Annotated in this window: 22 protein-coding genes; 18 read left to right on the top strand and 4 right to left on the bottom strand. The window is 64.3% G+C overall.

Annotation, left to right across the window (positions count from 1 at the left end; genetic code table 11):
* Nucleotides 1–12: 12 nt before the first annotated feature.
* From rseP to HD842_RS08060, 10 genes are all read left to right on the top strand, one after another.
* Nucleotides 13–1,362 (top strand): RIP metalloprotease RseP, encoded by a 1,350-nt coding sequence (gene rseP, locus HD842_RS08105; protein WP_183552968.1) that lies wholly within the window; start codon nt 13–15, stop codon nt 1,360–1,362.
* 81 nt (nt 1,363–1,443) lie between these two features.
* A complete protein-coding gene (bamA, locus tag HD842_RS08100) occupies nt 1,444–3,792 on the top strand; it encodes an outer membrane protein assembly factor BamA (protein WP_183552966.1) in 2,349 nt (782 codons plus the stop codon).
* 40 nt (nt 3,793–3,832) lie between these two features.
* Complete coding sequence (locus HD842_RS08095; RefSeq protein WP_183552964.1) at nt 3,833–4,378, top strand: OmpH family outer membrane protein; 546 nt, start codon at nt 3,833–3,835, stop codon at nt 4,376–4,378.
* Nucleotides 4,379–4,435: 57 nt separating this feature from the next.
* Entirely contained in the window at nt 4,436–5,488 is a 1,053-nt protein-coding gene (gene lpxD, locus HD842_RS08090) for a UDP-3-O-(3-hydroxymyristoyl)glucosamine N-acyltransferase (protein ID WP_183552962.1), read from the top strand.
* Nucleotides 5,485–5,997 carry a 3-hydroxyacyl-ACP dehydratase FabZ gene (gene fabZ / locus HD842_RS08085; RefSeq protein WP_183552960.1) on the top strand — a complete coding sequence of 171 codons (513 nt, stop codon included), beginning with the start codon at nt 5,485–5,487 and terminating at the stop codon, nt 5,995–5,997. The genes lpxD and fabZ overlap by 4 nt, the downstream gene beginning before the upstream one ends.
* A gap of 9 nt (nt 5,998–6,006) precedes the next feature.
* Entirely contained in the window at nt 6,007–6,795 is a 789-nt protein-coding gene (gene lpxA / locus HD842_RS08080; RefSeq protein WP_183552958.1) for an acyl-ACP--UDP-N-acetylglucosamine O-acyltransferase, read from the top strand.
* Complete coding sequence (gene lpxB, locus HD842_RS08075; protein WP_370660804.1) at nt 6,779–7,981, top strand: lipid-A-disaccharide synthase; 1,203 nt, start codon at nt 6,779–6,781, stop codon at nt 7,979–7,981. The genes lpxA and lpxB overlap by 17 nt, the downstream gene beginning before the upstream one ends.
* On the top strand, nt 7,978–8,646 hold the full coding sequence (rnhB, locus tag HD842_RS08070; protein WP_183552956.1) for a ribonuclease HII: 669 nt from the start codon (nt 7,978–7,980) through the stop codon (nt 8,644–8,646). Before lpxB ends, rnhB begins: the two co-directional genes overlap by 4 nt.
* On the top strand, nt 8,643–9,437 hold the full coding sequence (locus HD842_RS08065) for a TrmH family RNA methyltransferase (RefSeq protein WP_183552954.1): 795 nt from the start codon (nt 8,643–8,645) through the stop codon (nt 9,435–9,437). The genes rnhB and HD842_RS08065 overlap by 4 nt, the downstream gene beginning before the upstream one ends.
* A 50-nt stretch (nt 9,438–9,487) precedes the next feature.
* The gene (locus HD842_RS08060) at nt 9,488–10,684 is read left to right on the top strand and encodes an EAL domain-containing response regulator (protein WP_183552952.1); all 1,197 of its coding nucleotides are present in this window, start codon (nt 9,488–9,490) and stop codon (nt 10,682–10,684) included.
* 547 nt (nt 10,685–11,231) lie between these two features.
* On the opposite strand, the gene ppsR is transcribed toward HD842_RS08060, so the two are convergent.
* Nucleotides 11,232–12,089: a posphoenolpyruvate synthetase regulatory kinase/phosphorylase PpsR gene (ppsR, locus tag HD842_RS08055; protein WP_183552950.1), complete on the bottom strand. Its 858-nt coding sequence runs from the start codon at nt 12,087–12,089 to the stop codon at nt 11,232–11,234.
* Nucleotides 12,090–12,286: 197 nt separating this feature from the next.
* Here ppsR and ppsA point away from each other — a divergent pair, with 197 nt between their 5' ends.
* The 3 genes from ppsA (at nt 12,287) to HD842_RS08040 (ending at nt 16,205) form a co-directional block, all read left to right on the top strand.
* Nucleotides 12,287–14,719: a phosphoenolpyruvate synthase gene (ppsA, locus tag HD842_RS08050; protein WP_183552948.1), complete on the top strand. Its 2,433-nt coding sequence runs from the start codon at nt 12,287–12,289 to the stop codon at nt 14,717–14,719.
* Between the two features lie 91 nt (nt 14,720–14,810).
* Nucleotides 14,811–15,230 carry an NfeD family protein gene (locus HD842_RS08045; RefSeq protein WP_183552946.1) on the top strand — a complete coding sequence of 140 codons (420 nt, stop codon included), beginning with the start codon at nt 14,811–14,813 and terminating at the stop codon, nt 15,228–15,230.
* 54 nt (nt 15,231–15,284) lie between these two features.
* Nucleotides 15,285–16,205: an SPFH domain-containing protein gene (locus HD842_RS08040; protein WP_183552944.1), complete on the top strand. Its 921-nt coding sequence runs from the start codon at nt 15,285–15,287 to the stop codon at nt 16,203–16,205.
* 19 nt (nt 16,206–16,224) lie between these two features.
* On the opposite strand, the gene HD842_RS08035 is transcribed toward HD842_RS08040, so the two are convergent.
* Nucleotides 16,225–18,408 carry a TonB-dependent receptor gene (locus HD842_RS08035; RefSeq protein ID WP_183552942.1) on the bottom strand — a complete coding sequence of 728 codons (2,184 nt, stop codon included), beginning with the start codon at nt 18,406–18,408 and terminating at the stop codon, nt 16,225–16,227.
* A gap of 120 nt (nt 18,409–18,528) precedes the next feature.
* Between HD842_RS08035 and HD842_RS08030 the strand changes: the two genes are divergently transcribed.
* The 3 genes from HD842_RS08030 (at nt 18,529) to HD842_RS08020 (ending at nt 21,432) form a co-directional block, all read left to right on the top strand.
* Nucleotides 18,529–19,695, top strand: a complete 1,167-nt coding sequence (locus tag HD842_RS08030; RefSeq protein WP_183552940.1) for a PepSY-associated TM helix domain-containing protein — start codon at nt 18,529–18,531, stop codon at nt 19,693–19,695.
* The gene (locus HD842_RS08025) at nt 19,692–19,883 is read left to right on the top strand and encodes a hypothetical protein (protein WP_183552938.1); all 192 of its coding nucleotides are present in this window, start codon (nt 19,692–19,694) and stop codon (nt 19,881–19,883) included. The genes HD842_RS08030 and HD842_RS08025 overlap by 4 nt, the downstream gene beginning before the upstream one ends.
* Nucleotides 19,884–19,977: 94 nt before the next feature.
* Nucleotides 19,978–21,432: a Ppx/GppA phosphatase family protein gene (locus HD842_RS08020; protein ID WP_183552936.1), complete on the top strand. Its 1,455-nt coding sequence runs from the start codon at nt 19,978–19,980 to the stop codon at nt 21,430–21,432.
* Here the strand turns inward: HD842_RS08020 and HD842_RS08015 are convergent.
* Together HD842_RS08015 and ppk1 are read right to left on the bottom strand one after the other, a co-directional pair.
* Nucleotides 21,429–21,896, bottom strand: a complete 468-nt coding sequence (locus HD842_RS08015) for a SixA phosphatase family protein (protein WP_183552934.1) — start codon at nt 21,894–21,896, stop codon at nt 21,429–21,431. The two genes, HD842_RS08020 and HD842_RS08015, sit on opposite strands and share 4 nt — an antisense overlap.
* Nucleotides 21,868–24,018, bottom strand: a complete 2,151-nt coding sequence (gene ppk1, locus HD842_RS08010; RefSeq protein WP_183552932.1) for a polyphosphate kinase 1 — start codon at nt 24,016–24,018, stop codon at nt 21,868–21,870. The genes HD842_RS08015 and ppk1 overlap by 29 nt, the downstream gene beginning before the upstream one ends.
* Nucleotides 24,019–24,174: 156 nt before the next feature.
* On the opposite strand from ppk1, the gene lepB reads away from it, so the two are divergent.
* Both lepB and HD842_RS08000 read left to right on the top strand, forming a co-directional pair.
* Entirely contained in the window at nt 24,175–24,846 is a 672-nt protein-coding gene (gene lepB / locus HD842_RS08005) for a signal peptidase I (protein ID WP_370660803.1), read from the top strand.
* Nucleotides 24,847–24,970: 124 nt separating this feature from the next.
* The gene (locus tag HD842_RS08000; protein ID WP_183552929.1) at nt 24,971–26,164 is read left to right on the top strand and encodes a multidrug effflux MFS transporter; all 1,194 of its coding nucleotides are present in this window, start codon (nt 24,971–24,973) and stop codon (nt 26,162–26,164) included.
* The last annotated feature ends 14 nt before the right edge of the window (nt 26,165–26,178 follow it).

The following is a 26,178-nucleotide window of genomic DNA, read 5'->3' as shown; positions in this document are numbered from 1 at the left end:
GGATACCGCCCAATGACCCTGCTTTACACCGTGCTGGCGTTCGCGCTGGCGCTCGGCCCCCTGATCGTGATCCACGAGCTGGGTCACTACCTGGTGGCGCGCGCCTGCGGCGTCAAGGTGCTGCGTTTTTCGATCGGCATGGGCCGCGTCGTCTGGTCGCGCCGCTTCGGTCGGGATCAGACTGAGTGGGCGGTCTCGCTGCTGCCACTGGGCGGCTACGTCAAGTTCCTCGACAGCCGCGATCCCGACGCCGGCCCGATCGACAAGAGCGAGCTGTCGCGCGAATTCACGCACCAGAACGTCTGGAAGCGCATCGCCATCGTCGCTGCCGGCCCGCTGTCGAACTTCGCGCTGGCGATCGCCCTGATGGCGGCGCTCTTCATGCATGGCGTGGACGAGCCGTCGGCGCGTCTGCGCGCCGTGGCCGAATCGACGGATGCCTACCGCGCCGGCGTGCGCGGCGGCGAGACCGTGGTTGCTGTCAATGGCAGCGCCGTGCGTTCGTGGTCCGAGCTGCGCTGGCAAATCATGCACGCGGCGGTCGACAAGACCGACGCGCGCCTGGACCTGCGCAGCACGAGTGGCAGCACGAGTGGCAGCACATACACCGTGGTGCTGCCCGCGTCCGTCATCGGCAAGCTCGATGTCGACAGCGACGTGATGGCCACGCTGGGCCTGGATCTGTGGCGCCCGCAGCCGCGTATCGACAAGGTCATTGCCGATGGGGCCGGGCAGCGCGCCGGCCTGCAGGCCGGTGACCTCGTGCTGCGCCTGAACGGCGCGCCGGTCGTCGATGGCATCGCCTTCATCGACGCAGTGCGCACCGCACCGGGCCGCGTGCTGCAGGTCGAGGTGCAGCGTGCCGGCTCGCCCGTTACGCTGTCGCTCACGCCCGAGGCGGACGCCAACGGCCGCGGCGTGATCAATGCGATGGTGGCGCAGGCGCCCGAGATGGTGACTGTCTCCTCAGGCCCGTTCGATGCCATCGCGCGCGGTGCCGAGCGCACCTGGGAAACATCCACGATGACGCTGAAAATGATCGGCAAGATGATTACCGGTGAAGCGTCACTGAAAAATGTGACCGGTCCGATCACGATCGCCGATTACGCCGGACAGACCGCCCGCATTGGGCTCGTCAGCTATTTACAGTTTATTGCCTTTATTAGTATCAGCTTAGGCGTCATGAATTTGTTACCAATTCCCGTTCTGGATGGTGGCCATTTACTGTATTATTCGCTGGAAGTTTTGACCGGGCGTCCTGTTTCTGTGCGCGTCGTCGAGTTCGCACAGCGCGCCGGGGTCGGCCTGCTGTTCATGCTGATGGCGCTCGCCGTCTTCAACGACCTGGGACGCTTACTCTAGCCGCCCGCGGTTCGCTCCCCGGGAGCCCAGTCAAATCACCAAGCAATCGTTGTCCAAATGAGTGACCCTTTGATCCAGCCAATGAAATCACAACAAGATCGTTTCGCCTTGCCGTTCATTCGCCGCAGCCTGATTGGCTCCGCCGTCGTGGCGCTGTGCGCCACGCTGTACGCAAATAATGCCATGGCCGTCAACCCGTTCGTCGTCAAGGACATCCGGGTCGAGGGCATCCAGCGTACCGAGGCAGGCACCGTGTTCAGCTACCTGCCGGTGCGCGTGGGCGAGACCTTCGACGACGTCAAGGCCTCGAGCGCGATCAAGGCGTTGTACGCCACCGGCTTCTTCAAGGACATCCGCCTCGAAGAAGAAAACGGCGTGCTGGTCGTGCTGGTCGAAGAGCGTCCGGCGATTTCGTCGGTCGACTTCACGGGCACCAAGGAATTCGAAAAAGACATGCTGGTCAAGGCGCTATCCGAAATCGGCGTGGCCCAGACCAAGATCTTCGACAAGGCGTCGGTCGACCGCGCCGAGCAGGAACTCAAGCGCCAGTACCTGTCGCATGGCCTGTATGGCGTCAAGATCACCACCACCGTGACCCCGATCGAACGCAATCGCGTCACGATCATGTTCAATGTGGACGAAGGCGATGTCGCCAAGATCAAGGGCATCAACATCATCGGCAACAAGGCGTTCAGCGACAAAGAGCTGCGCCAGTTGCTCGAACTGCGCCCGTCGGGCTGGTTCACCTGGTACTCCAAGGCCGACCAGTACTCCAAGCAGAAGCTGACCGGCGACCTGGAAAAGATCAAGTCGTGGTACCTCAATCATGGCTACCTCGAAGCCAACGTCGAATCGACCCAAGTGTCGATCACGCCGGACAAGCGCGACATCTACCTGACGCTCAACATCACCGAAGGCGAGCAGTACACCGTCTCGAGCGTCAAGCTCGAAGGCGAAATGTTCGGCCGCGAAGAAGAGCTCAAGCAGCTGATCCTGCTCCAGCCGGGCAAGACCTACGTGGGCGACCTGCAAGAGGGCACCAACAAGCTGATCTCCGATCGCCTGGGCACCTTCGGCTACGCGTTCGCCAACGTCACGGCCAACCCGGAACTGAACCGCGAGAAGCGTGAAGTGGCCTTCACGTTCTTCGTCGATCCGGGCAAGCGCGCGTATGTGCGTCACATGAACATCTCCGGTAACACGGTCACCCGCGATGAAGTCATCCGCCGCGAATTCCGCCAGTTCGAGAGCTCGTGGTACGACGCCAATCGCGTCAAGCTCTCGCGTGACCGCGTCGACCGCCTCGGCTACTTCAAGGACGTGAAGGTTGAAACGCCCGAGTCGCCAGGCACGTCCGACCAGGTCGACGTGAACATCGCGGTCGAAGAAAAACCGACGGGTAACTTCATGATCGGTGGCGCCTTCTCGCAGTCCGAGAAGTTCACGTTCACCGCGTCGATCTCGCAGGCCAACTTCGCCGGCAGCGGCAACACGGTCGGCATCGAGCTCAATACGAGCAAGTACAACCGGACGATCGCGTTCTCGCAGACCAATCCGTACTTCACCGACGACGGCGTCTCGCGCGCGTTCTCGCTGTACCTGCGCACCTCGCGCCCACCGGCGCTGAACATCGGTTCGTACACGGTGCGTCAGACCGGTGGCAACATGACCTTCGGCGTGCCGTTCTCCGAGTCCGACACCGTCTACTTCGGCGCCGGCCTGGAACGCACCGAACTGGAAACCGACGAATCGTCGCCAAGCATCTACCAGACCTTCGTGCGCCAGAACGGCGGCCCTGCCAGCGGTGTCGGTTCGGCCACCACCAATGCGATTCCATTGACGGTGGCGTGGGGCCGCGACACGCGCGACAGCGCCGTGACCCCGAGCCGCGGCCGCTTCCAGCGCGCCAACTTCGAAATCGATGCGATCGGCGACGCCAAGTACTACCGCCTCGTGTACGAACACCAGTGGTGGAAGCCAGTCACGCGCTGGATGACGCTGGCCCTGCGCGGCGAGTTCGATTACGGCAAGGGCATTGGCGGCAGCGCCTACCCGGTCTTCAAGAACTTCTATGCCGGCGGCATTGGTTCGGTGCGCGGCTACGAGAGCTCGTCGCTCGGCGTGGTCGACCAGCGTTACTACGATGCGATCGGCGGCTCGAAGCGCATCATCGCCAACGCCGAACTGCAGTTCCCGTTCCCGGGCAGCGGCACCGACCGCAGCCTGCGCTGGTTCACCTTCGCCGACGGCGGCCAGGTGTTCCAGGAGGACGCGAAGATCCGCTTCGGCGAGTTCCGCTACTCGGCCGGTATCGGTCTGTCCTGGATTTCCCCGGTCGGTCCGCTCAAGTTGAGTTATGCTAAGCCGCTGAATTCGCTGCCGGGTGACCGCCTGGAGCGCTTCCAGTTCCAGATGGGTACCGGCTTCTGACCGGCCCACTGCGTCCTGAAGAACGATTGCGAGAGACTTTATGTTGAAAAATCTGATTGCCTCGCTGCCTGACGGCTTCAAGCCCACCGTGGCGCCAGCCTTGCTGCTGGCCGCAATGTGCGCGTCGCCGCTGGCACAGGCGCAGGCGCAGGTGGCGACGGGCCGCATCGGCTTTGTCTACACCGAGCGCCTGATGACCGACTCCAAGATGGCCAAGGCGGCCGACGCCAAGCTGGCGGCGGAGTTCTCCAAGCGTCAGAAGGCCGTCGAAGAGATGGTCGGCAAGTTCAAGGGCGCGTCCGAGAAGTTCGATGCCGAAGGCAGCAGCCTGGCCGAGCTGGAACGCACGCGCCGCGCGCGCGAGCTGTTCAACATGCAGAAAGACGTCGAACGCATGCAGCGCGAGTTCCAGGAAGACCTGCAGCAGCGCAAGAACGAAGAACGCGCCGCGATCGCGCAGAAGGCCTACAAGCTCGTCGAGCAGTACGCTGAAGCCGAAAAGCTTGACGCCGTGCTGGTTGAAGCGGCGTGGGTGAATCCACGCGTGGACATCACCGACAAGATCCTCAAGCTGCTCGACAAATAACACCTGTCGGCAGTGTTTTCCTGCTTTACCGATTTTGACTCACACTGAAAGACCGAGATGGGCATTCGACTAGGCGATTTGGTCGAGCGCTTCGGCGGACAGCTGGTGGGCGACCCGAACCTCGAGGTTACGGCGATTGCTCCCCTGGACACGGCCGGCGCTTCGCACATCAGCTTCCTCTCCAACAGCAAGCTGCGCGCACTGGCGGCGCAAAGCGGGGCCGCGGCCCTGATCCTGTCGCCGCTGGACGACCCGACGGTGGCCGCGACCTATGAAGGCGCGCGCATCGTCACCACCAACCCTTACGCATACTTCGCCCGCGCGGCGCAGTATTTCGCATCGCTGACCGACCATGTGCCGCCCGCAGGCGTACACCCGAGCGCTGTCGTTGCGGAGTCCGCCGTGATCGATCCGAGCGCCCACATTGGGCCGCACGTGACGATCGATGACGGCGCCGTGATTGGGGCGCAGGCCGTCATCGACGCCGGCTGCTACGTCGGGCGCAACGCCGTCATCGGCGAAGGCACGCACCTGTTTGCGAACGTGACGTTCCACGCCGGCTGCCAGATCGGCAAGCGGGGCATCCTGCATTCGGGCGCCGTGATCGGCACCGACGGCTTCGGCTTTGCCAACGAGGGCGGCGTGTACATCAAGATTCCGCAGACCGGCCGTGTGCTGATCGGCGACGATGTCGACATCGGCGCCAACACGACGATCGACCGTGGCGCACTTGAAGACACGATCATCGAAGACGGCGTCAAGCTCGACAACCAGATCCAGATCGGCCACAACACCCGCATCGGCGCGCACACCGCGATGGCCGGCTGCGTCGGCGTGGCCGGCAGCGCGAAGATCGGCAGCCGCTGCACGTTCGGCGGCGCCGCCATGGTGCTGGGCCACCTCGAGATCGCCGATAATGTGCATATCTCATCGGGCAGCATGGTCTCGCGCTCGGTGCTCGAACCGGGCCAGTACACGGGCTTTTACCCGCTGGCCAAGAACGCCGAATGGGAACGCAGCGCCGCGATCGTGCGCAACCTGGGCTCGATGCGCGAAAAACTGCGCGCGCTCGAGAAAACCATCAAAACCCTCACAGAACAACAACAATGACTACGCCAGAACTCACCACCCTCGACATCAACCAGATCAAGGAATACCTGCCGCACCGTTATCCGCTGCTGCTGGTTGACCGCGTGCTGGATGTCGAACTGGGCAAGCGCATCGTCGCGATCAAGAACGTCACGATCAACGAAGAATTTTTCAACGGCCACTTCCCGCACAAGCCGGTGATGCCGGGTGTGCTGATGATCGAAGCGATGGCGCAGACCGCGGCCATCCTGTCGTTCATGACGATGGGCGTCAAGCCGGACGAAAACTCGGTCGTGTACTTCGTCGGCATCGACAATGCGCGCTTCAAGCGGCCGGTGGAGCCGGGCGACCAGCTGCGCATGGAAGTCGAAATCGTGCGCGTCTCGCGCGGCATCTGGAAGTACAAGGCCGTCGCCACGGTCGACGGCAAGGTCGCCGTCGAAGGCGATTTGATGTGCACGATCCGGGGCGCCGCCGAAGCGCCGATGAAAGGCGCCGGGGCGGCACCGGCTGCATCCACGCCCGAGTAAGGAGACGTGATGAGCAAGATTCATCCAACCGCGATCGTCGATCCGCAGGCGCAGCTCGACAGCTCGGTCGAAGTCGGGGCCTACTCGATCGTCGGCCCGAACGTGCGCATCGATGCCGGCACCGTGATCGGCCCGCACGTCGTCATCGACGGCCACACGACCATCGGCAAGGACAACAAGTTCTTCCAGTTCTGCTCCATTGGCGCTGCGCCACAGGATAAAAAGTGGCAGGGCGAGCCGACCCGGCTGGAAGTGGGCGACCGCAACACGGTGCGTGAATTCGTCAGCTTCAACCTGGGCACGGTGCAGGATGAAGGCGTCACGCGCCTGGGCAACGACAACTGGATTTCGGCGTACGTGCACCTGGCGCACGACTGCCAGGTGGGCAGCAACACGATCTTCTCGAACAATGCGCAACTGGCGGGCCACGTGCACGTGGGCGACTGGGCGATCCTGTCCGGCTTTGTCGGCGTGCACCAGTTCTGCAAGATCGGCGCCCACGCGTTCATCGGCATGTACACGAGCCTGACGCAGGACGTGCCGCCGTACGTGCTGGTGTCGGGCAATCCGGCCGGTGCGCGCGGCGTCAATCTTGAAGGCCTCAAGCGCCGCGGCTTCACGCGCGAGCAGCTCGATGGCATCCGCAGCGCCTACAAGCTGCTGTACCGGAACGGCCTGACGCTCGAAGAATCGAAAGCCGCGTTGCAGGCCGAAGAAGACCGTCTGCCGGCAGCCGCAAACGACATTCGCCTGCTGCGCGATTTCCTCGGCACCGCGAGCCGTGGCATCGTTCGCTGACGGCGTGCCGTCCGCCGCGGCCCGCGACGTGTCGCTGGCCCTGGTGGCGGGCGAAGCGTCCGGCGACATGCTGGCGGCGCGCCTGCTGGCCGGTCTGCGCCCGCATCTGCCACAAGCGCGCTTCCACGGCATCGGTGGGCCGCGCATGATCGAGCAGGGCATGGTCAGCGACGTCCCGATGGACCTGCTGACCGTGCGCGGCCTGTTCGAAGTCATTCCCCGCTACCGTGAACTCAAGGGCATCCAGAGTCGCCTGCGCGATCGGCTGATCGCCGAACGGCCGGCTGCCTTCATCGGCGCCGACTACCCCGGCTTCAACCTGGGCCTCGAAGAGCAGTTGCGCGCCGCTGGCATCCCGACGGTGCACTTCATCGGGCCGCAGATCTGGGCCTGGCGCGGTGGCCGCATCAAGAAGATCCAGCGCGCCGTGTCGCACATGCTCGTGATCTTCCCGTTCGAAGAAGCGATCTACCGTGCGGCGGGCGTGCCGGTGACGTATATCGGGCACCCGCTGGCCGAGACGATTCCGCTGGCGCCTGACGTGGCGGCTGCGCGCCGCGCACTGGGGTTGCCGCTTGACGCGCGCGTCGTTACCGTCATGCCGGGCAGCCGCATGGGCGAACTGAAATACCTGGCCGAGGCGTTCGTGCGCGCCGTGCAGCTGCTGGCGGCGCGCGATCCCGGCCTGCGCTTTGTCGTGCCGATGGTTGGCGAACGCCAGCGGGCGTACTTCGACCAGATCGTCACCGCAGCCGGCCTGCAGGGCGTGGAGCTGATCGTGACTGCCGAAGGCTCGCACACGGCCATTGCCGCCGCCGACGCGGTGCTGGTCGCCTCCGGCACGGCCACGCTGGAAGTGGCACTATTCAAGAAGCCGATGGTCATCGCCTACAAGGTCATGCGCGCCTCGTGGGAAATCATGCGGCACATGGGTTACCAGCCGTGGATCGGCTTGCCGAACATCCTGGCGCGCGAATTTGTCGTGCCCGAGCTGCTGCAGCATGCGGCCACGCCCGAAGCACTGGCCGACGCCGTCTGGCGCCAGCTGCAAGACACCGCAGGGCGCGAGCGCCTGGCGCAGCGCTTCCTCGACATGCACCACAGCTTGCTGCGCAACAGCGCCGAAGAGAGCGCGCAGGCGGTGCTGCAGATTATCGGGCGCACGGCGCCCGGAACACGTAGATGACAAAAACCAGAATCAATCTGTATCCCGGCCTGCCCACCAGGGGCCGGCCGTTCACCGCACTGGACATCGTGTGCGGCGTCGATGAAGCCGGGCGTGGCCCGCTGGCAGGGCCCGTGTTTGCGGCCGCCGTCATCCTCGATCCGCGCCGTCCGATCGATGGGCTGCGGGATTCAAAGAAGCTGACCGCCGCGCGGCGCGACGAACTCGCGCCGCTGATCCGTGCCCAGGCGCTGGCCTGGGCAGTGGCCGAATGCTCGTGTGAAGAAATCGACAGCATCAACATCCTGCAGGCGACGATGCTGGCGATGCGCCGCGCGGTGGAGGCGCTGCAGCATGCGCCGACCATCGCGCTTATCGACGGCAACCGCTGTCCCGAGCTGACGGTGCGCGCGCACGCGATCGTCAAGGGCGACGACAAGGTCAATGCGATTTCGGCCGCGTCGATCCTGGCCAAAACGGCGCGCGACGCGGCGCTGGTACAGCTGCACGAACAGTATCCGCAATACGGGTTCGATCAGCACAAGGGCTACGGCACCGCGCTGCACCTGGAGCGCCTGGGCGCCCACGGGCCGTCGCCGGCGCACCGCCGCTCGTTTGCACCGGTGCGCGAGATGCTGCAGACAGACCTGTTTGGCGCCATGGTTGGCGATGTGGTGAACCCATGAAGACCATCACCTCGCGCGACAACGCGTTTTATAAAGAGATCAAGGCGCTGGCCACCAGCTCGCAGGCCCGTCGCAAGGCTGGGCACAGCCTGCTCGATGGCGTGCACCTGTGCCAGACCTGGCTCGACCTGCGCGGTGCACCGCGCCACTGCGTGGTGTCCGAGGGCGCGCTGGGCAACGCCGAGGTGCAGGCCATCGTCGCGCGCTGCGGCGCCGTGAACGCGCCGGTGACGGCGCTGCCCGATGCGCTGTTCAACGCTGTCAGCCAGGTCGAGCATGGCGTGCATCTGCTGTTCGTGATCGACACGCCGCAGCCGGCAACGCCACCGGCGCTGGTGATGGCCAGCGTGCTGCTCGATGGCGTGCAGGACCCGGGCAACGTCGGCTCGATCCTGCGCAGCGCTGCCGCCGCCGGCGTCAAGCAGGTGTACTGCAGTCCAGGCACCGCATTCTGCTGGTCGCCGAAAGTCCTGCGCGCGGCGATGGGCGCGCACTTCGTGCTCGAGATTTTCGAGCACGTCGAATTGCCGGACCTGGTGCGCACGGCGCAGATCCCGGTGCTGGCCACCAGCGGCTATGCGGCCGAAGGCCTGTACACGCTGGACCTGCGCGACCCGGTGGCGTGGGTGCTGGGGCACGAAGGGCAGGGCGTCTCGACCGAGGTGCTGGAGCTGGCCACGCACCGCGTCGCGGTGCCGCATCTGGGGCAGGTCGAGTCGCTCAATGTCGCCGCCTGCGCCGCCGTGTGCTTCTTTGAAGGCCTGCGCCAGCAGCAGGCATTGCAGGCATAGACGGCGCCAGCGCCATCCAGTAGGCTAGCGGCTTGTAACGTGGAGTAACGATGGATATCGCGCATTTGCATTTTCTGGTGGCGCAAGCCGACCTTTCCGAGCGCCGGGCGCTGGTCGCACTGCTGGGGCAACTCGGCGCCGGCCAGGTCACCGACGTCGCCGACGGCGCGGCTGCGCTGCAGGCGCTGGACGCCGGGGCGACGCCCCGCGTCAACGTCGCGCTGATCGACCTCGACCTGCCTGGCATGGATGGCTTGACGCTGCTGCGGCGCCTGGGCGAGATCCAGTGCGCCGCGCGCCTGATCGTCACCGGCGCGCAGCCGGCTGGCCTGCTGTTTTCAGTCGAGACGCTGGCCGAAGCCTTCGGCATCGAGCTGCTGGGCGCCATCGCCCGCCCGGTGACCGCCGTGACGCTCAAGCCGGTGCTGGAGAACTACACGCCATTGCCGCGCTTCGCCCAGACGCCAGCCGAGCCGCGCTTCACGTTCCAGCAAGTGGGCATCGGCCTGCAAAAGCGCCAGTTCGAGCCGTACTTCCAGCCCAAGATCGAGCTGGCGACGGGGCAGGTCAAAGGCCTGGAGGTATTCGCACGCTGGAATCATCCGGAACATGGCGTGCTGGGGCCGGCCTCGTTCGTCGATGCGCTGGGCGAGAGCGGCCGCATCGACTTTCTCGACTGGAGCATGATCGAGTTGTCGGTCGAGCGCCAGCGCTGGTTGCAGCATCAGGACATCGCGATCCCGATCTCGCTGAACATCGCCTCCGAGACGCTGGCCCATCCCGCGTTCGTGCGCCAGATGTCGGCGTGCCTCGAGCGCCACGGGGTCGACGCCACCGACGTGACCTTCGAGATCTCGGAATCGTCAGTGCTGAACACGGACCCCGACTTCATCGAGCGCCTGGTCCGGCTGCGGATGATGGGTTTTGGGCTGGCCATCGACGACTACGGCACCGGTCGCTCAAACCTGCAGCTGCTGGCGCGTATCCCGTTCACCGAACTGAAGATCGACCGCAGCTTCGTCGACGGCGCCTCACGCCGCTTGCCGCTGAGCACGCTCCTGCGCTCCTGCCTGAGCCTGGCCCACAGCCTGGACCGCAAGTCGGTCGCCGTCGGCGTCGAAACCCGCCGCGACTGGGACTTCCTGCAAGCCCTCGGCTGCACCTACGCCCAGGGCTACCACATCGCCAATCCCATGCCCGCCACGGCATTCCCCGCCTGGCTGAGCGACTGGCGCCAATACTTCTAACCCCCACGCAATAGCCCAACAATTAGGGTCAGAGTAGAATTGTTGGGCAATTTCCTTTTTACTGAGCTCTAACAATTAGGGTCAGAGTAGAATTATTGAGCAATTTATCTTCGAATAAGCAGCCCCATCTTATTGAGGGTGTTTTTTTCGAGAAAGTTGTCAAACAATTCGACTCTGACCCTAATTGTTCATTGCCAGCCCGCTTCGCTTTAATTGTCGGCCGGACTATAGTTGCCACGCGTCGACGGCCGCTTGGCCAATCATCGCCGGGCAGCACCTCCGATTTATCGCGCAAGCCCTCCCAACTTAATTCCTGAGTTCTAATCAGTTTATTTGCAATTAGGGTCAGAGTAGAATTATTGGGCAATTTCCCATTAAAAAAGCGGCCTCATATTATTGAGGCCGCTCTATTTTGAAAAGTTGTCAAACAATTCGACTCTGACCCTAATTGGGTTTCAAGGGTTTTTGGGCAAGTTGATGTCATCCCGGCCTGAACCCGCTGGGATGAAAAGAAATTGCTCAATAATTCGACTCTGACCCTAATTGTTCAGTATTCGCGGCGGTCGGGGGCGATTTCTTGGAGGATCGTTGTGGCGATTTCTTCGATGGATTTTGTCGTTGAGGAGAGCCAGCGGATGCCTTCGCGGCGCATCAGGAGTTCGGCTTCGTTGACTTCGTAGCGGCAGTTTTCGATGGATGCGTATTTGCTGCCGGCGCGACGTTCGTTGCGGATTTGCGAGAGGCGTTCAGGCGTGATCGTCAGGCCGAACAGCTTGGCCTTGTAGGGCGGCAGGTTGCTCGGCAGGCGGCCGCGTTCGAAGTCGTCCGGGATCAATGGGTAGTTTGCGGCTTTCAGGCCGTATTGCATCGCCAGGTACAAACTTGTTGGCGTTTTCCCTGACCGTGACACCCCGACCAGGATGACATCGGCATCGGCCAGGTTCTTGTGCGACTGGCCGTCGTCGTGCGCGAGCGAGAAATTGATGGCCTCGATGCGGTTCTTGTACTCTTCACTGTCGACCGCGTTGTGGATGCGGCCGATCGTGTGCGTCGACTTGACGTCCAGTTCCTGCTCGAGCGGGGCGACGAAAGTCTGGAACAGGTCCATGTGCATGCCCTTGGCCGAGCGGATCACGCTCGACAAATCATGCTTGACCAGGGTCGAGAACACGATCGGGCGCTGGCCGTGCAGCGCGAAGCTGTCGTTGATGCGGCGCGCGGCGTCGTGCGCTTTTTCGATGGAGTCGATGAAGGGCAGGCGAATCTGCCGGAAACGCATCTCGAACTGGCTCAGGACCGCGTGACCGAACGTCTCCGCGGTGATGCCGGTGCCGTCGGAGACGAAGAACACGGTGCGGGAAGGGGCCGGCGCCAGTGCGGGCAGGGACTGGGGATCGTCGATCATGGTCGGTTTGTTAAGCTTTGCTGACAGAGTTGCATGTAAAGTGCGCTGCACATCCCCGTCTTGCGGGGTAGAATGCTCGGCAACGGATTTTGCATTGTGCTGCACGCGGGCCAGAATAACAAGAATACGCGAATCGCGCCCCCGCCCTGCACCGATGCACCCACAGGTTTCCATCATCAAGTAAGGTGTTTTTTATCATGACCAATCCAGCTACTGCAGCGATCCAACCGGGGCAGGCCGACCGCGTCTACGTCGCGTCGTTCGAAGACTTGCGCATGACCGACGTCGAGTCGGTCGGCGGCAAGAACGCGTCCCTCGGCGAAATGATCAGCCAACTGGCCGGCGCCGGCGTGCGCGTGCCAACCGGCTTTGCCACCACGGCCGATGCCTTCCGCGACTTCCTCGATCACAGCATCGACGGCGGCGCGTCCCTGGGCGAGCGCATTGCGCGCCGCCTCGACAACCTCGACATCGACGACGTGCGCTCGCTGGCCGTCGCCGGCGCCGAGATCCGCGAATGGATCGTCGCCACGCCATTCCAGCCGCGCCTCGAACAAGAGATCCGCAACTTCTACGAGCGCCTGTTTGCCGACTCGGAAACCGAAGTCTCGTTCGCCGTGCGTTCGTCGGCCACCGCCGAAGATTTGCCGGATGCGTCGTTCGCGGGCCAGCAGGAGTCGTTCCTGAACGTCGTCGGCATCGACAACGTGCTCGAGGCGATGAAGCACGTCTTCGCGTCGCTGTACAACGACCGCGCGATCTCGTACCGCGTGCACAAGGGCTTCACCCACGCCGAAGTCGCGCTGTCGGCCGGCGTGCAGCGCATGGTGCGCTCGGACACGGGCGCCGCTGGCGTCATGTTCACCATCGACACCGAATCGGGCTTCAAGGACGTCGTCTTCATCACGTCGAGCTACGGCCTGGGCGAGACCGTCGTGCAGGGCGCCGTGAACCCGGACGAATTCTATGTCCACAAGCCGATGCTCGAAATGGGCAAGTCGGCCGTCATCCGCCGCAATATCGGCTCCAAGCTGATCAAGATGGAGTTCACCGCCGAAGCCAAGGCCGGCCGCTCGGTCAAGACCGTCGACGTGCCGATCGAAATGCGCAACCGCTATTCGCTGGTCGAAGAAGAAATCATCGAGCTGGCCAAGTACGCCGTCATCATCGAGAACCACTATGGCCGTCCGATGGACATCGAGTGGGGCAAGGATGGCCGTGACGGCAAGCTGTACATCCTGCAGGCGCGTCCAGAGACCGTCAAGTCGCAGCAGAAGTCGACCGATGCGCAGCAGCGCTTCCACCTGAAGGGCACCGGCACCGTGCTGACCCACGGCCGCGCGATCGGCCAGAAGATCGGCGCCGGCCGCGTGCGCGTGATCACCGACCCGTCCGAAATGGACCGCGTCCAGCCGGGCGACGTGCTGGTGGCCGACATGACCGATCCGAACTGGGAACCGGTCATGAAGCGCGCCGCAGCGATCGTCACCAACCGTGGTGGCCGTACCTGCCACGCGGCGATCATCGCGCGTGAGCTGGGCGTGCCGGCCGTTGTCGGCTGCGGCGACGCGACCGACGTCCTCAAGGACGGCACCCTGGTCACCGTCTCGTGCGCCGAAGGCGACGAAGGCATGATCTACGACGGCCTGCTGGAAACCGAAGTGACCGAAGTCGCGCGTGGCGAACTGCCACCGATCAAGACCAAGATCATGCTCAACGTCGGCAACCCGCAACTGGCCTTCGACTTCCAGTCGGTGCCGAACAGCGGCGTGGGCCTGGCGCGCGTCGAGTTCATCATCAACAACAACATCGGCGTGCACCCGAAGGCGATCCTCGAGTACCCGAATATCGACGCCGACCTCAAAAAAGCCGTCGAATCGGTCGCCCGTGGCCATGCGTCGCCACGCGCCTTCTACGTCGACAAGCTGGTCGAAGGCGTCTCGACGATCGCTGCGGCGTTCTGGCCAAAGCCGGTCATCGTGCGCCTGTCCGACTTCAAGTCGAACGAGTACAAGAAGCTGATCGGCGGTTCGCGTTACGAGCCGGACGAAGAAAACCCGATGCTTGGCTTCCGCGGCGCGGCGCGCTACCTGGCCGACGATTTCGCCGAATCGTTCGCGATGGAGTGCACCGCCATGAAGCGCGTGCGTAACGAGATGGGCCTGACCAACGTCGAGCTGATGATCCCGTTTGTGCGCACGCTCGGCCAGGCCGAGGCAGTCGTGAACCTGCTGGCCAAGAATGGCCTGGTGCGCGGCGAGAACGGCCTGCGCCTGATCATGATGTGCGAAGTGCCATCCAACGCCATCCTGGCCGAGCAGTTCCTCGAGTTCTTCGACGGCTTCTCGATCGGTTCGAACGACCTGACCCAGCTGACGCTGGGCCTGGACCGCGATTCGGGCATGGAGCTGCTGGCCAAGGACTTCGACGAGCGCGATCCGGCCGTCAAGGCGCTGCTGTCGATGGCAATCAAGGCCTGCCGCGCCAAGGGCAAGTACATCGGCATCTGCGGCCAGGGTCCATCGGACAATCCTGATTTCGCGCAGTGGCTGGTGGAAGAGGGCATCGAGTCGATGTCGCTCAATCCTGACTCGGTGATCGACACCTGGCAGAAGCTGGCGAAAATGTAAGCACGGGCGGGCACCCGGTGCTCGCGAGGCCCTCGCTATCCATTCCGGGTAGCGGGGGTTTTTTTTCACCATAATAAAAAGGAGACAAACCATGGCTGACTGGAGCTACTGGCTGATCGGGGCCGGCATATTGATCGTCGCGGAGCTGTTCATCGGCACGTTCTACCTCTTGATGATTGCGCTAGGCCTGGTGTTCGGCGCGCTGGCTGCATGGCTGGGCGCGAGCGGCGCGTTGCAGACGCTCGTTGCAGCGGCGATCGGGATCACGGCCACGCTGCTGTTGCGCCGCACGCACTTCGCCCGTAGCGGGCGGCGTCCGGCCGCGAATGACCCGAGCATCAATCTCGACATCGGCCAGCGAATCAGCGTGCCGCAGTGGCATGCCGGGCGGGCGCGCGTGCTGTACCGCGGCGCGTTGTGGGACGTCGAACTGCAGAGCGGCCAGGACGCGCAGCCGGGCGAACACGAGATCGTTGAAGTGCAGGGCAATCGCCTGATCGTGACACGCTAGTCGTCCTGCCCCGTTCCAGCCAATCCGGATGTAATCAACCTCAAAGGGAACCCCATGGAATCGACCCTCAGCATCGTCGCACTGATCATTTTCGTCGTCGCGCTGGTTTTCGTCTTCAAGACCATCAACGTCGTGCCGCAGCAGAACGCCTGGGTGGTCGAGCGCCTCGGCAAATACCACGCCACGCTGGCGCCGGGCCTGAACTTCGTGGTGCCGTTCATCGACCGCATCGCCTACAAGCACAGTCTCAAGGAAATCCCGCTCGACGTGCCGCCGCAGGTCTGCATCACGCGCGACAACACGCAGTTGCAGGTCGACGGCGTCCTGTATTTCCAGGTGACCGATGCCATGCGTGCGTCGTACGGCTCATCGAACTACCTGCAGGCGATCACGCAGCTGGCCCAGACCACGCTGCGCTCGGTGATCGGCAAGATGGAACTCGATAAAACGTTCGAGGAGCGCGACCACATCAACACCCACATCGTCAACGCGATCGATGAATCGGCCGCCAACTGGGGCGTGAAGGTACTGCGCTACGAGATCAAGGACCTGACGCCGCCGGCCGAAATCCTGCACGCAATGCAGGCGCAGATCACGGCCGAACGCGGCAAGCGGGCACTGATTGCCGCCTCCGAAGGGCGGCGTCAGGAGCAGATCAATATCGCCAGTGGTGAGCGCGAGGCGTCGATTGCGCGCTCGGAAGGGGAGAAGCGGGCCGCCATCAACCGCGCGATGGGCGAGGCGACCGCGATTGTGGCGTTGGCCGAAGCCAGCGCATCGGCACTGCGCCAGGTGGGTGATGCGATCGGGTCACCGGGCGGGATGGACGCCGTCAGCCTGCGCGTGGCCGAGCATTACGTGGACGCCTTCGCCAACCTGGCAAAGACCAACAACACGCTGATCGTGCCCGCGAATCTGGGCGACATCAGCACCGCCATCGCCAGCGCCATGCAGATCGTCAAGGCGCAGCGATGAACGTGCCGATGAACCTACGTTAGAAGCCGACGGTTGCCGACACCGCCACGGTGCGCGGCGCCGCCAGCACCAGGTAGCCCGAACCCGGGTAGCCACCGGCCGAGGCCCAGTAGTTCTTGTCGGCGACGTTGTCGACACGGGCGCGCAGCGTCAGGTCACGGTCCATGAAGCTCGTGCGGTAGGTTGCGCCCAGGTCGACGCGGGTCCACGACGGCAGCTTCTGCGTGTTGGCGCCATCGGCGTACTGGGTCGCCGTGTAGACGGTGCGGGCGTTCAGTGCCAGGCCTTGCACGCCCGGCACGTCCCAGTCGGCGCCGATGTTCAGCTGCGTTTCCGGCACGCCGATCGCATCCTTGCCCTGGTTGATGCCGCCCGCTGTGACGCGCTGTTCGGCGTCGATCAGCGTCAGGCCACCCAGCACGCGCAGGCCGCGCACCGGATTGCCGAACACCGACAGCTCCAGGCCGCGGTTGCGCTGCTCGCCGAACACGCCGAACACGCGGTTCTGCACATAGGCGCTTGGCTGGCTGGTCGAGAACACGGCAGCGCTCAAGCCATAGCGGCCGCTGTCGAACTTGACGCCCGCTTCACGCTGGCGCGAGACATACGGTGCGAAGACCTGGCCCTGGTTGACGATCTGGTCGCCGGAGGCAACCGCGCCGCGCTGCAAGCCTTCGCTGTAGTTGGCGTACACCGACAGGTCCTTGCGCAGCTTGTAGACGACAGCGGCGAACGGGGTGTTCTCGCTGGCCTCGTAGGCCGAGTTTTCCAGGCCGGTGCCATAGTCGTAGCCGAAGTCCTTGATACGCTGGTGGCGCAGGCCCAGATTGACCAGCACGGTGTCGTCCAGCAGCGACAGCGTGTCGGCAATGGCCAGGCTCGACAGAATTGCCTTGGACGTCACGAGTGGGCTACCCATGTCGCCGCCGGTGAAGAACGATGACGATGGCGCTGCGACGTCACGCGGCGTGTAGACGTTCGACGAGAAGCCGGCGAAGTCGCTGAGGGCATAGGCGTTGCGCGACTCGCTGTGGAAGCCCGAGGCCGAGGCGCTGAGCATGTGCTTGATGAAGCCGGTGCGCAGCGCGCCGCGCACGCCCACTTCGCCGGTGCGGACCTGGTCCTTGCGGATATTGTCGAAGCGGGTCATGGTGCCGTCGCCATTGGCGTTGTTGACCGTGATCGAGGACAGGATGTTGTATTCCTGGCCGCTGCGCGCGCCCAGTGCGGCCCAGGCGACGGCGCCGCCGGCCAGGTCGACTTCAGCGCGCACGGTGCCGAAGGTGTGACGCTCTTCCGAGATGGTCCATGGCTGCGCGAAGTTGCGGTCAGCGCTTGGCGCCGCGATCATCGGGGTGGTCGCGCCCAGCGTCACGCTCGGGCGTGCATTGGTCAGTTCATGGTCCTGCGCGCCGATGTCGGCCGACAGGCGGAAGCCCCGGCCGCGGTAATCGACGCCCAGCGAATACACGCTCAGTTCACGGCCTTCGCGATCGACTGCGGTGTCGCCCTTGCGGTGCGCAACGTTCACGCGCACGCCGGCGCGGCCTTCCGGTCCGAAGCGGCGGCCCAGGTCGATGGCGCCGTAGCCCTGGCCGCCCGTCTCGGCACCGAGCGTGACTTCGCTGAGGTCCTGGTTCGGCGCGCGCTTGGGCAGCAGGTTGATCGAACCGCCGATGCTGCCGCCCGCAGGGGCCGCGCCGTTGATGAAGCTGTGGGCGCCGCGCAGCACTTCAACGCGTTCGACCAGTTCGGTCGCGACAAACTGGCGCGGCAGCAGGCCATACAGGCCGTTGTACGCGGTGTCGTCCGAGCCGACCGCGAAGCCGCGGATCATGTACAGCTCCTGGTAGTTACCGAAGCCGCGCGCCACGCGCACCGACGGGTCGTTTTGCACCACGTCCGCCACGCTGCGCGCTTGCTGGTCCTGAATCAGCGCATGCGTGTAGTTAGTGCTGTTGAACGGCGTGTCCATGATGTCGACGTTGCCCAGCAAGCCCAGACGGCCGCCGCGCGCGACCTGGCCGCCGGCGTAGGCAGCCGGCAGGCCCTGGGCCGATGCGTCGGCCGACGCGCTGATGACTACGGTCGGGACGGCGCTGTCGTCCGTGGCCGGCGCGCCGTCCTGGGCGAATGCGGTACCTGCAACGAGGAGGGCGGCGGCGAATGCGGCCGGGGTCAGGGCGAAACGGCGAGTGGTCATGTGATGCAGTCTGGATAAATTGTGGGTAGCGCGCATTCTATCTCCACGTCTTGCTAATGTAAATGAGAACGATTATTATTCTGGACTCATTGAATCTTGCCATAGGCACGCGCAACCATCATGTCACCCGTCTCCCTGCGCCGCTGGGGCTGGATCCATAAGTGGAGCAGCCTGATCTGCACCATCTTCATGCTGCTGCTGTGCCTGACCGGTCTGCCGCTGATCTACCACCACGAAATCGGCCACCTGCTGGGCACCGAGGTGGAGCCGCCCGTGTTGTCGAGCCCCATGCCGCAGGGGAACGTCGACGCCGTGATCGCGTCGGCCAAAGAGCTGTACCCGGCCAAGAAGCCGATGTTCATCTCACAGGAAGCCGACGTGCCCGAGATCTGGAACGTCACGCTGGCCGACCACATGCACGACCACGATTACAAGCCGATCGCGGTCGATGCACGTACCACGAAAGTGATCACCGAGCCGGCCTTCGAGGGCGGCGTGTTCATGTCGACGATGCTGGCGCTGCACGTCGACCTGTTCATGGGCCTGCCGGGGATGCTGTTCCTGGGCTTCATGGCCTTGCTGCTGCTCGTGGCCATCGTCAGTGGCGTCGTGCTGTATGCGCCGTTCATGCGCAAGCTCGATTTCGGCACCGTGCGCAAGGAACGCAGCGCGCGCCTGAAGTGGCTCGACATGCACAATATGCTGGGCATCGTCACGCTGGTCTGGCTGTTCGTCGTCGGCGGCACCGGGATGATCAATACCTGGGCCGACCTGATGTACAAGTACTACCAGAAGAACGAGCTGGCGCAGATCCTCAAGCAGTACGAAGGCAAGAAGCCGCTGCCGCACACCGCGTCGGTGCACGATGCGATCGAGACGGCCAAGGCGGCGCTGCCAGGCATGCGCGTGGCGTTTGTCGCGTTCCCGGGCACTGATTTCAGCAGCGAGCATCACTACGGCATCTACATGAACGGCAACGAGGCCTTCAGCTCGCGCATGTACCGGCCCGTGCTGATCGATGCGAACACGGGCCAGCTGACCGACGCGCCGGTACTGCCGTGGTATCTGAAAGCGCTGCTGGTCTCGCAGCCGCTGCACTTCGGCGACTACGGCGGGCAGGCGATGAAGCTGCTGTGGGCGCTGCTGGACATCGCCACCATCATCCTGCTGGGCACGGGCCTGTACCTGTGGCTCAAGCGCGGCAAGACGGGCAATGCCACCACCAAGGTGGCCGCGCATGCGCACCCGCTCCCCACAACGACGACACTCACCGGAGAACGCTCATGATCCGCACACCATCACAAATCTGGGGCGCGCCGATCGTGCTCGGCATCCTCACCACGATCGGCCTGATCTCGGCGCTGCTGGGCGACGGCATCTGGGACGCCGTCTCGGCCGTCGCACTCGGTATCCCGTGCCTTCTGGGCTTCTGGTTCGGCATGCGCCGTACGCCCGCGCAGCGCAGCGCGCTCTAGGCGCACACCGGCCCAGGCTGTATACTCGGTCCCATGAAGATACCTGGGCGGCGCCTTGCCCGCCCAGGCATCCGGTCATCATCGAAAGGGCCTCATGTTTGCAGCAGTCGACCTCGGGTCCAACAGCTTCCGCCTTCACATCGGCGAGCCGGCCGGTGGCCGCATCCACATCGTGCGCACCGCGCGCAATCCGATCCGCCTGGCGGCCGGTCTCGATGCCGACAATATGCTCAGCGAAGCGGCAATGCGCAGCGCGATCCACTGCCTGCAAGAGTTCCGCAAGATCCTCGACGAGTACCAGCTCGACGCCATGCGCGTGGTCGCCACCAACACGATGCGCGTGGCGAAGAACGCCGACCTGCTGCTGCCACTGGCCGAGAACGCGATCGGGCACCCGATCGACATCATCTCGGGCGAAGAAGAAGGGCGCCTGATCTACATGGGCGTGGCGCGCGCGATCGAGCGCCACGACGAGCGGCGCCTGGTGATCGACATCGGTGGCGGCTCGACCGAAGTCATCGCCGGCGCCGGGGGCGACATTGGATTGGTCGAATCCTTCGGCATCGGCACCCAGCCGCAAACGCTGGCGTATTTTCCGGATGGCCGCATCACCGAGCACAATTTCGACGCCGCCGTCACGGCCGCGCGCGCGCGCTTCGAAGACGCCGCGTCGCTGTACCACGCCAAGGGCTGGGACACCGCCTACGGCTCGTCGGGCACGATGCGGGCGATTTCCGAAGTCATCTCGCGCAACGCCATTGGCGACGGCACGGTCTCGCAGCACAGCCTGCAGGCACTGCGCGCCATCCTGCTCGACCTGGGCCACGTGGATGCCTTCGTGCTACCGGGTGTCAAACGCGAGCGCGTGCCCGTGATGGTCGGCGGCCTGACGGTGTTGATCGGCGCGATGCAGGAGCTGAAGGTCGAACGGCTTACCGCCATCAATGCGGGCCTGCGCCTGGGCGTGCTGTCCGATCTGGAGCTGCGTGCGAACCGGCGCGACCGGCGCGACGCCGCGATCCGCGCCTGCATGGGACGCTTCCGCGTCGATAGCGGGCGCGCTCTGCGCACCGTGGGCATCGCGACGCAGCTGTTCGAACGCCTGCAGCCGCAGGGCGAGACGCATCGGCCGTACCTGGCCTGGGCCGCGATGCTGCACGAAATCGGCCTGGCGATCTCGATGAGTGGCGCGCACAAGCATGGCGCCTACATCGTTGAACACGCCGATCTGGGGGGCTTCACGACGCGCGAGCAGCGCATGCTGTCCACGCTGGTGCTGGGCCAGAAGGGCAATCTGCGCAAGATCCGCGAAACGCTGGTGGAGGCCGACCTGGCCAAGGCAGTACTGGCGCTGCGCCTGGCGATCGTGCTGATGCACGCACGCGCCGATGACGATATCGCCGGCCTGCGTCTGCGCATGAAAGCACGCATCGATCTGGATCTGCCGGTGGAGCTGATGCGCAAGCACCCGACGCTCGCGCCCTGGCTCGAGAAAGAAGTGCAGGCCTGGAGCGAGGTCGGTGTGCCGTTCCAGGTACGCCAGGTCTAACGCAGCTTGCCAATCACATCCGGCCCGGCGACGAGCCGGATGTACGGCATGCCGTCACTGGCCTTGTGCTCGATCCAGAACACGCCGCCCTTGCGGATGCGCCAGTCCTGCTTTTGCCCGCACAATAACAGCGAGGCCACGTCGCCCAGCAGCGGCTGGTGACCGACCACCAGCACCGGCTGCCGGTGGGTTGGCCAGCCGCAGGCCTCGATGATCGCTTCCGCGCTCGACGCCGTGCTCAATGCTTCCACCACCTTGTAGCGCCGTCCCAGCGCATCGGCCGTCTGCACGCAGCGCGTGGCGGGGCTGACCAGGATGCGGCAGTCGGCCGGCAGTTTGCGCTCCAGCCACGCACCCATGCGGGCGGCGTGGCGCTGGCCTTTCGGCGTGAGCGCGCGGTGTTCGTCGGCCAGTTCAAGCGAGCCCGGCTCGGCTTCAGCGTGGCGCCAGAGGATCAGTTCCATTGTCGATTTCCTTGTTCGGGACGCTCTCGGCGCCCAGCGTGTCCATCAATGCCTGCTGCGCGCTGTAGCCAACCTGCTTGCCGCGCGGCCGGCGGCGGCGGTATCGCCCATCGCTGCCCAGTTCCCACGCATTCACGTTGTCTTTCAGGTACGGCAGCAAGCCTTCGCGCATGATGCGGCGCTTGAGCAGCGGCGCGCGGATCGGGAATGCCACCTCGACCCGGCGGAACAGATTGCGGTTCATCCAGTCGGCGCTGCTCAGGTACGTGTCGTGTTTCAGGTCGTTGCGGAAGTAGTAGATCCGCGTGTGCTCCAAAAAGCGCCCGACGATCGAGCGCACCTTGATGTTCTCGGACAGGCCTTCAACGCCCGGGCGTAGCGCGCAGGCGCCGCGGATGATCAGGTCGATCTTCACGCCCACGCACGACGCGTCATACAGCGCCTTGATTACCGATTCATCGGTCAGCGAATTCATCTTGGCGATGATGCGCCCTGGTTTACCCTGTTTCGCGAGCTCGGTCTCGTTGCGGATCGCGCGCACGATTTCCTTGTGCAGCGAAAACGGCGCCAGCCAGATGCTGGCCAGCTGCTTGGGCCGCGTCATGCTGGTCAGGTGGATGAACACTTCGTTCACATCCGACGTCAGGTCGTCGTCGGATGTGAGGATGCCGAAGTCAGTGTAGAACCGGGCGGTGGTGGGGTTGTAGTTGCCGGTGCCGAGGTGCGCGTAACGGCGCAGGCCACTCGGTTCGCGGCGCAGCACCAGTGCCATCTTGGCGTGCGTTTTCAATCCGACGACGCCATACACGACCTGGGCACCGGCCTTCTCGAGCTTTTCGGCCCAGTTGATATTGGCTTCTTCGTCGAAGCGCGCCATCAGTTCGACGATGACGGTGACTTCCTTGCCTCGTTCGGCGGCCGTGATCAACGCCTCGACGAGCTCGGAATTACTGCCCGCCCGGTAGATGGTCTGCTTGATCGCCACCACGTTGGGATCGGCCGCTGCGCACTGGATGAAGTTGATCACCGGCTGGAACGATTCGAACGGGTGGTGCAGCAGCACGTCTTGTTTGCGCAGTGCGGCGAACATGTCGGCGCCTGACAGCTTGCCCGGATAGCCCGACACATACGACGGGAATTTCAGGTCTGGCTGGTCGTGCTGGTTGACGATTTCGAGCAGGCGCCCCAGGTTCACCGGGCCATCGACGGTGAACAGGCGGCTGCGGTCGATGTGGAACTGGTTCAGCAAGAAATCGGCCAGGTGCGCCGGGCACGAACGGCCCACCTCGAGGCGCACGGCAAAGCCGTACTGGCGGCCATGCAGCTCGCTCTGGAGCGCCTGGCGCAGATTTTTCACTTCTTCTTCGTCCACCCACAGGTCGCTGTTGCGCGTGACGCGGAACTGGGAGTACGACACCACTTCGCGGCCCGTGAACAGATCGGCCATGTGCGATTGGATCACCGACGACAGCAGGCAGTACGAGCTGCCCGGCTTGTCCGACAGGTCGTCCGGCAGGCGGATCACGCGCGGCAGCACGCGCGGCGCCTTCATGATGGCGATGCCCGAGCCGCGCCCGAACGCATCCTTGCCACTGAGTTCAACGATGAAGTTCAGGCTCTTGTTGATCACGCGCGGGAACGGGTGCGCCGGGTCCAGGCCAATGGGCGTGAGCAGCGGGCGCACTTCGCGGTCGAAATACTGCTTGACCCACGCGCGCTGGGCCGGATTACGTTCGCTACGGTGCAGGAGGTGGATGCCTTGCTCGGACAGCTGCGGCAGGATCTCCTGGTTGAACAGCGCGTATTGGCGCGCGATCAGGTGGCGGCACTCGGCGCTGGCGCGCTCAAGGTCGGCGGCCAGGGTCTCGGGCAGTTCGCTGTCGTTGCGGTCGATCTGGTAGGTGGCGAGCAGGCTGGCCACGCGCACTTCGAAGAATTCGTCCAGGTTGCTCGCGACGATGCACAGAAAGCGCAGGCGCTCGAGCAGCGGTACGGTGGGGTCTTCCGCCTGCGCCAGCACGCGGCGGTTGAATTCGAGCAGCGACAGCTCGCGATTCAAATAGGCGCTGCCGTCGGAAAATTGTTTCAGGTCAGCCTCGGTGGCCTTTTTCTTCATATCCATGGTCTGCGGTCGTAGTCGTCCCGCAATCAGTCTAGTTGTCGAATATGACAGCGTGGTGACACTGCTGTCAGGATTGCGTTGTTAACGAAAGGCTAAGCATCGACCGTTGATCGACATTTACCATCGATGGCTCCATCACCCAATCAGGAGCAGTCCGTGACCAAACTCATCCGCGCTAACAAGGGCTTTCTGCTGTTTCTGCTGCTGTTCGGCGTATTTCGCACCGCGGTCGCTGACTGGAGTCCGATTCCGTCCGGGTCGATGCGGCCCAATCTGCTCGAGGGCGACGTGGTGTACATCAACCGGCTCGCATACGACCTCAAGATACCACTGACTGAACGGCAAGTGGCGCACCTTGGCGATCCCGCCCGCGGCGACGTGGTCGTGTTCTATTCGCCGCGTGACGGCACGCGCCTGATCAAGCGAGTGCTGGCGCTGCCGGGCGACGTGGTCGAGATGCGCGATGACCGCATGACGATCAACGGGGAAGAGGCGGCCTACGCGTTGGTTGGGGCCGCACGCGAGCAGGCCGGCGGCCGCGAAGTCGACGCCGTCCGCCTCAGCGAATCCGTGGGCGGCGCGCACCAGCGCGTACAACTGCTTCCGCGCGTGCCCGCGCTGCGTGACATTGCGCTGCTCCGCATACCGCCCGGCCAGTACCTGATGCTTGGCGATAACCGCAATAACAGCGCCGACTCGCGTGTGATCGGCCTGGTGCCGCGTGCAAAGCTGCTTGGCCGCGCCGAACGCATCCTCGTTTCTGCTGACTACCAGCACGACTGGATGCCCCGTTTCGAGCGTTTCGGCATGGCGCTGCGCACCCGCTGAAAACAGGGCGGCGGCAGATCGCCAAGGCCGAAATCGATTACAATCGCAGCCCTCCAATGCCCGTCATCCGGCCCCATGCATCGTGCATCGTGCAGCGCCGGCAGGTTTTCCGAAAGCGCCGTCCATGCAAAAACTCCTCACCGTCATCCTCGCCTGCCTCGGCATGGTCGGGGCCCTGGCCATCGACACCTACCTGCCGTCGATGCCGGCCATCGGCGCCGAATATGCAGTCGGCCCGGTCGCGGTGCAGCAGACGCTGAGCGTGTTCCTGTTTACGTTTGCGTTCATGATGCTGTTCTACGGGACGCTGTCCGATTCGTTCGGCCGCCGCCCCGTGATCCTGACTGCGCTGACGGTCTACACACTGGCCTCGATTGGCGCGGCGTGGGCACCGAGCTTTGGCTGGCTGCTCGTGTTTCGCGCGTTGCAGGGCCTGTCGGCCGGCGCGGGCTCGGTGATCGGCCAGGCCATCGTGCAGGACCGCTTCTCGGGCGCGCAGGCGCAGCGCATGATGTCGCACATCATGATGGTATTCGGCCTCGCGCCGGCGATCGCCCCGGTTCTGGGCGGCTGGCTGCACGTGACCTTCGGCTGGCGCTCGTCGTTCGTGTTCCTGGCGGTGTTTGGCGCGCTGCTGATCCTGGTGTGCCTGAAGTTCCTGCCCGAGAGCCTGCCGCGTGACAAGCGCCAGGTGTTCCATCCCGGGACCATCGGCCGCAACTACGTCAAGGTGCTGCGCCATCCGCAGTTCGTGCTGCTGTCGCTGGCGCTGGGCCTGGCGTTTTCGGGCTTGTCGCTGTACATCGGCTCGGCGTCGAATTTCGTGATGGTCATCCTGGGCCTGCCCGAAACGGCGTTTGCCTGGATGTTCATCCCGCTCGTTGGCGGCATGGTGGTTGGCTCGGCCTGGGGCGGCAAGCACGCGCACAAAAGCACGCCGACCCGCATGATGTGGCTGGGGTTCGGCGTGATGGCGCTGGGCGCGGCCTTTAACGTCGGCTATAACGCATTGTTCACCGCCGCCGTGCCGTGGGCCGTGCTGCCGCTGTTCGTCTATACGTTCGGCCTGTCGGTCGCGATGCCGGCGATCCAGATCACCGCGCTCGGCCTGTTCCCGGATAACCGCGGCCTGGCCTCGTCGATGATTGGCTTTATCCAGATGATGTCGTTCGCGCTGGTCTCGGGCCTGGTGGCGCCGCTGCTGTTCCACAGCGCGCTGCACCTGGCGCTGGGCGTGGCGGGCGGGCTGGCCCTGAGCTTTGCTGCCTGGCGCCTGTCGGTCATGATGGCGGTCAAACCTGCCGGCGTCGCGGCCTGAGTGATGGCAGTGCA

The sequence above is a fragment of the Massilia aurea genome (assembly GCF_014200505.1).
Lineage (GTDB): Bacteria > Pseudomonadota > Gammaproteobacteria > Burkholderiales > Burkholderiaceae_D > Telluria > Telluria aurea_B.
This window is presented reverse-complemented; position numbering and strand designations above follow the sequence as displayed.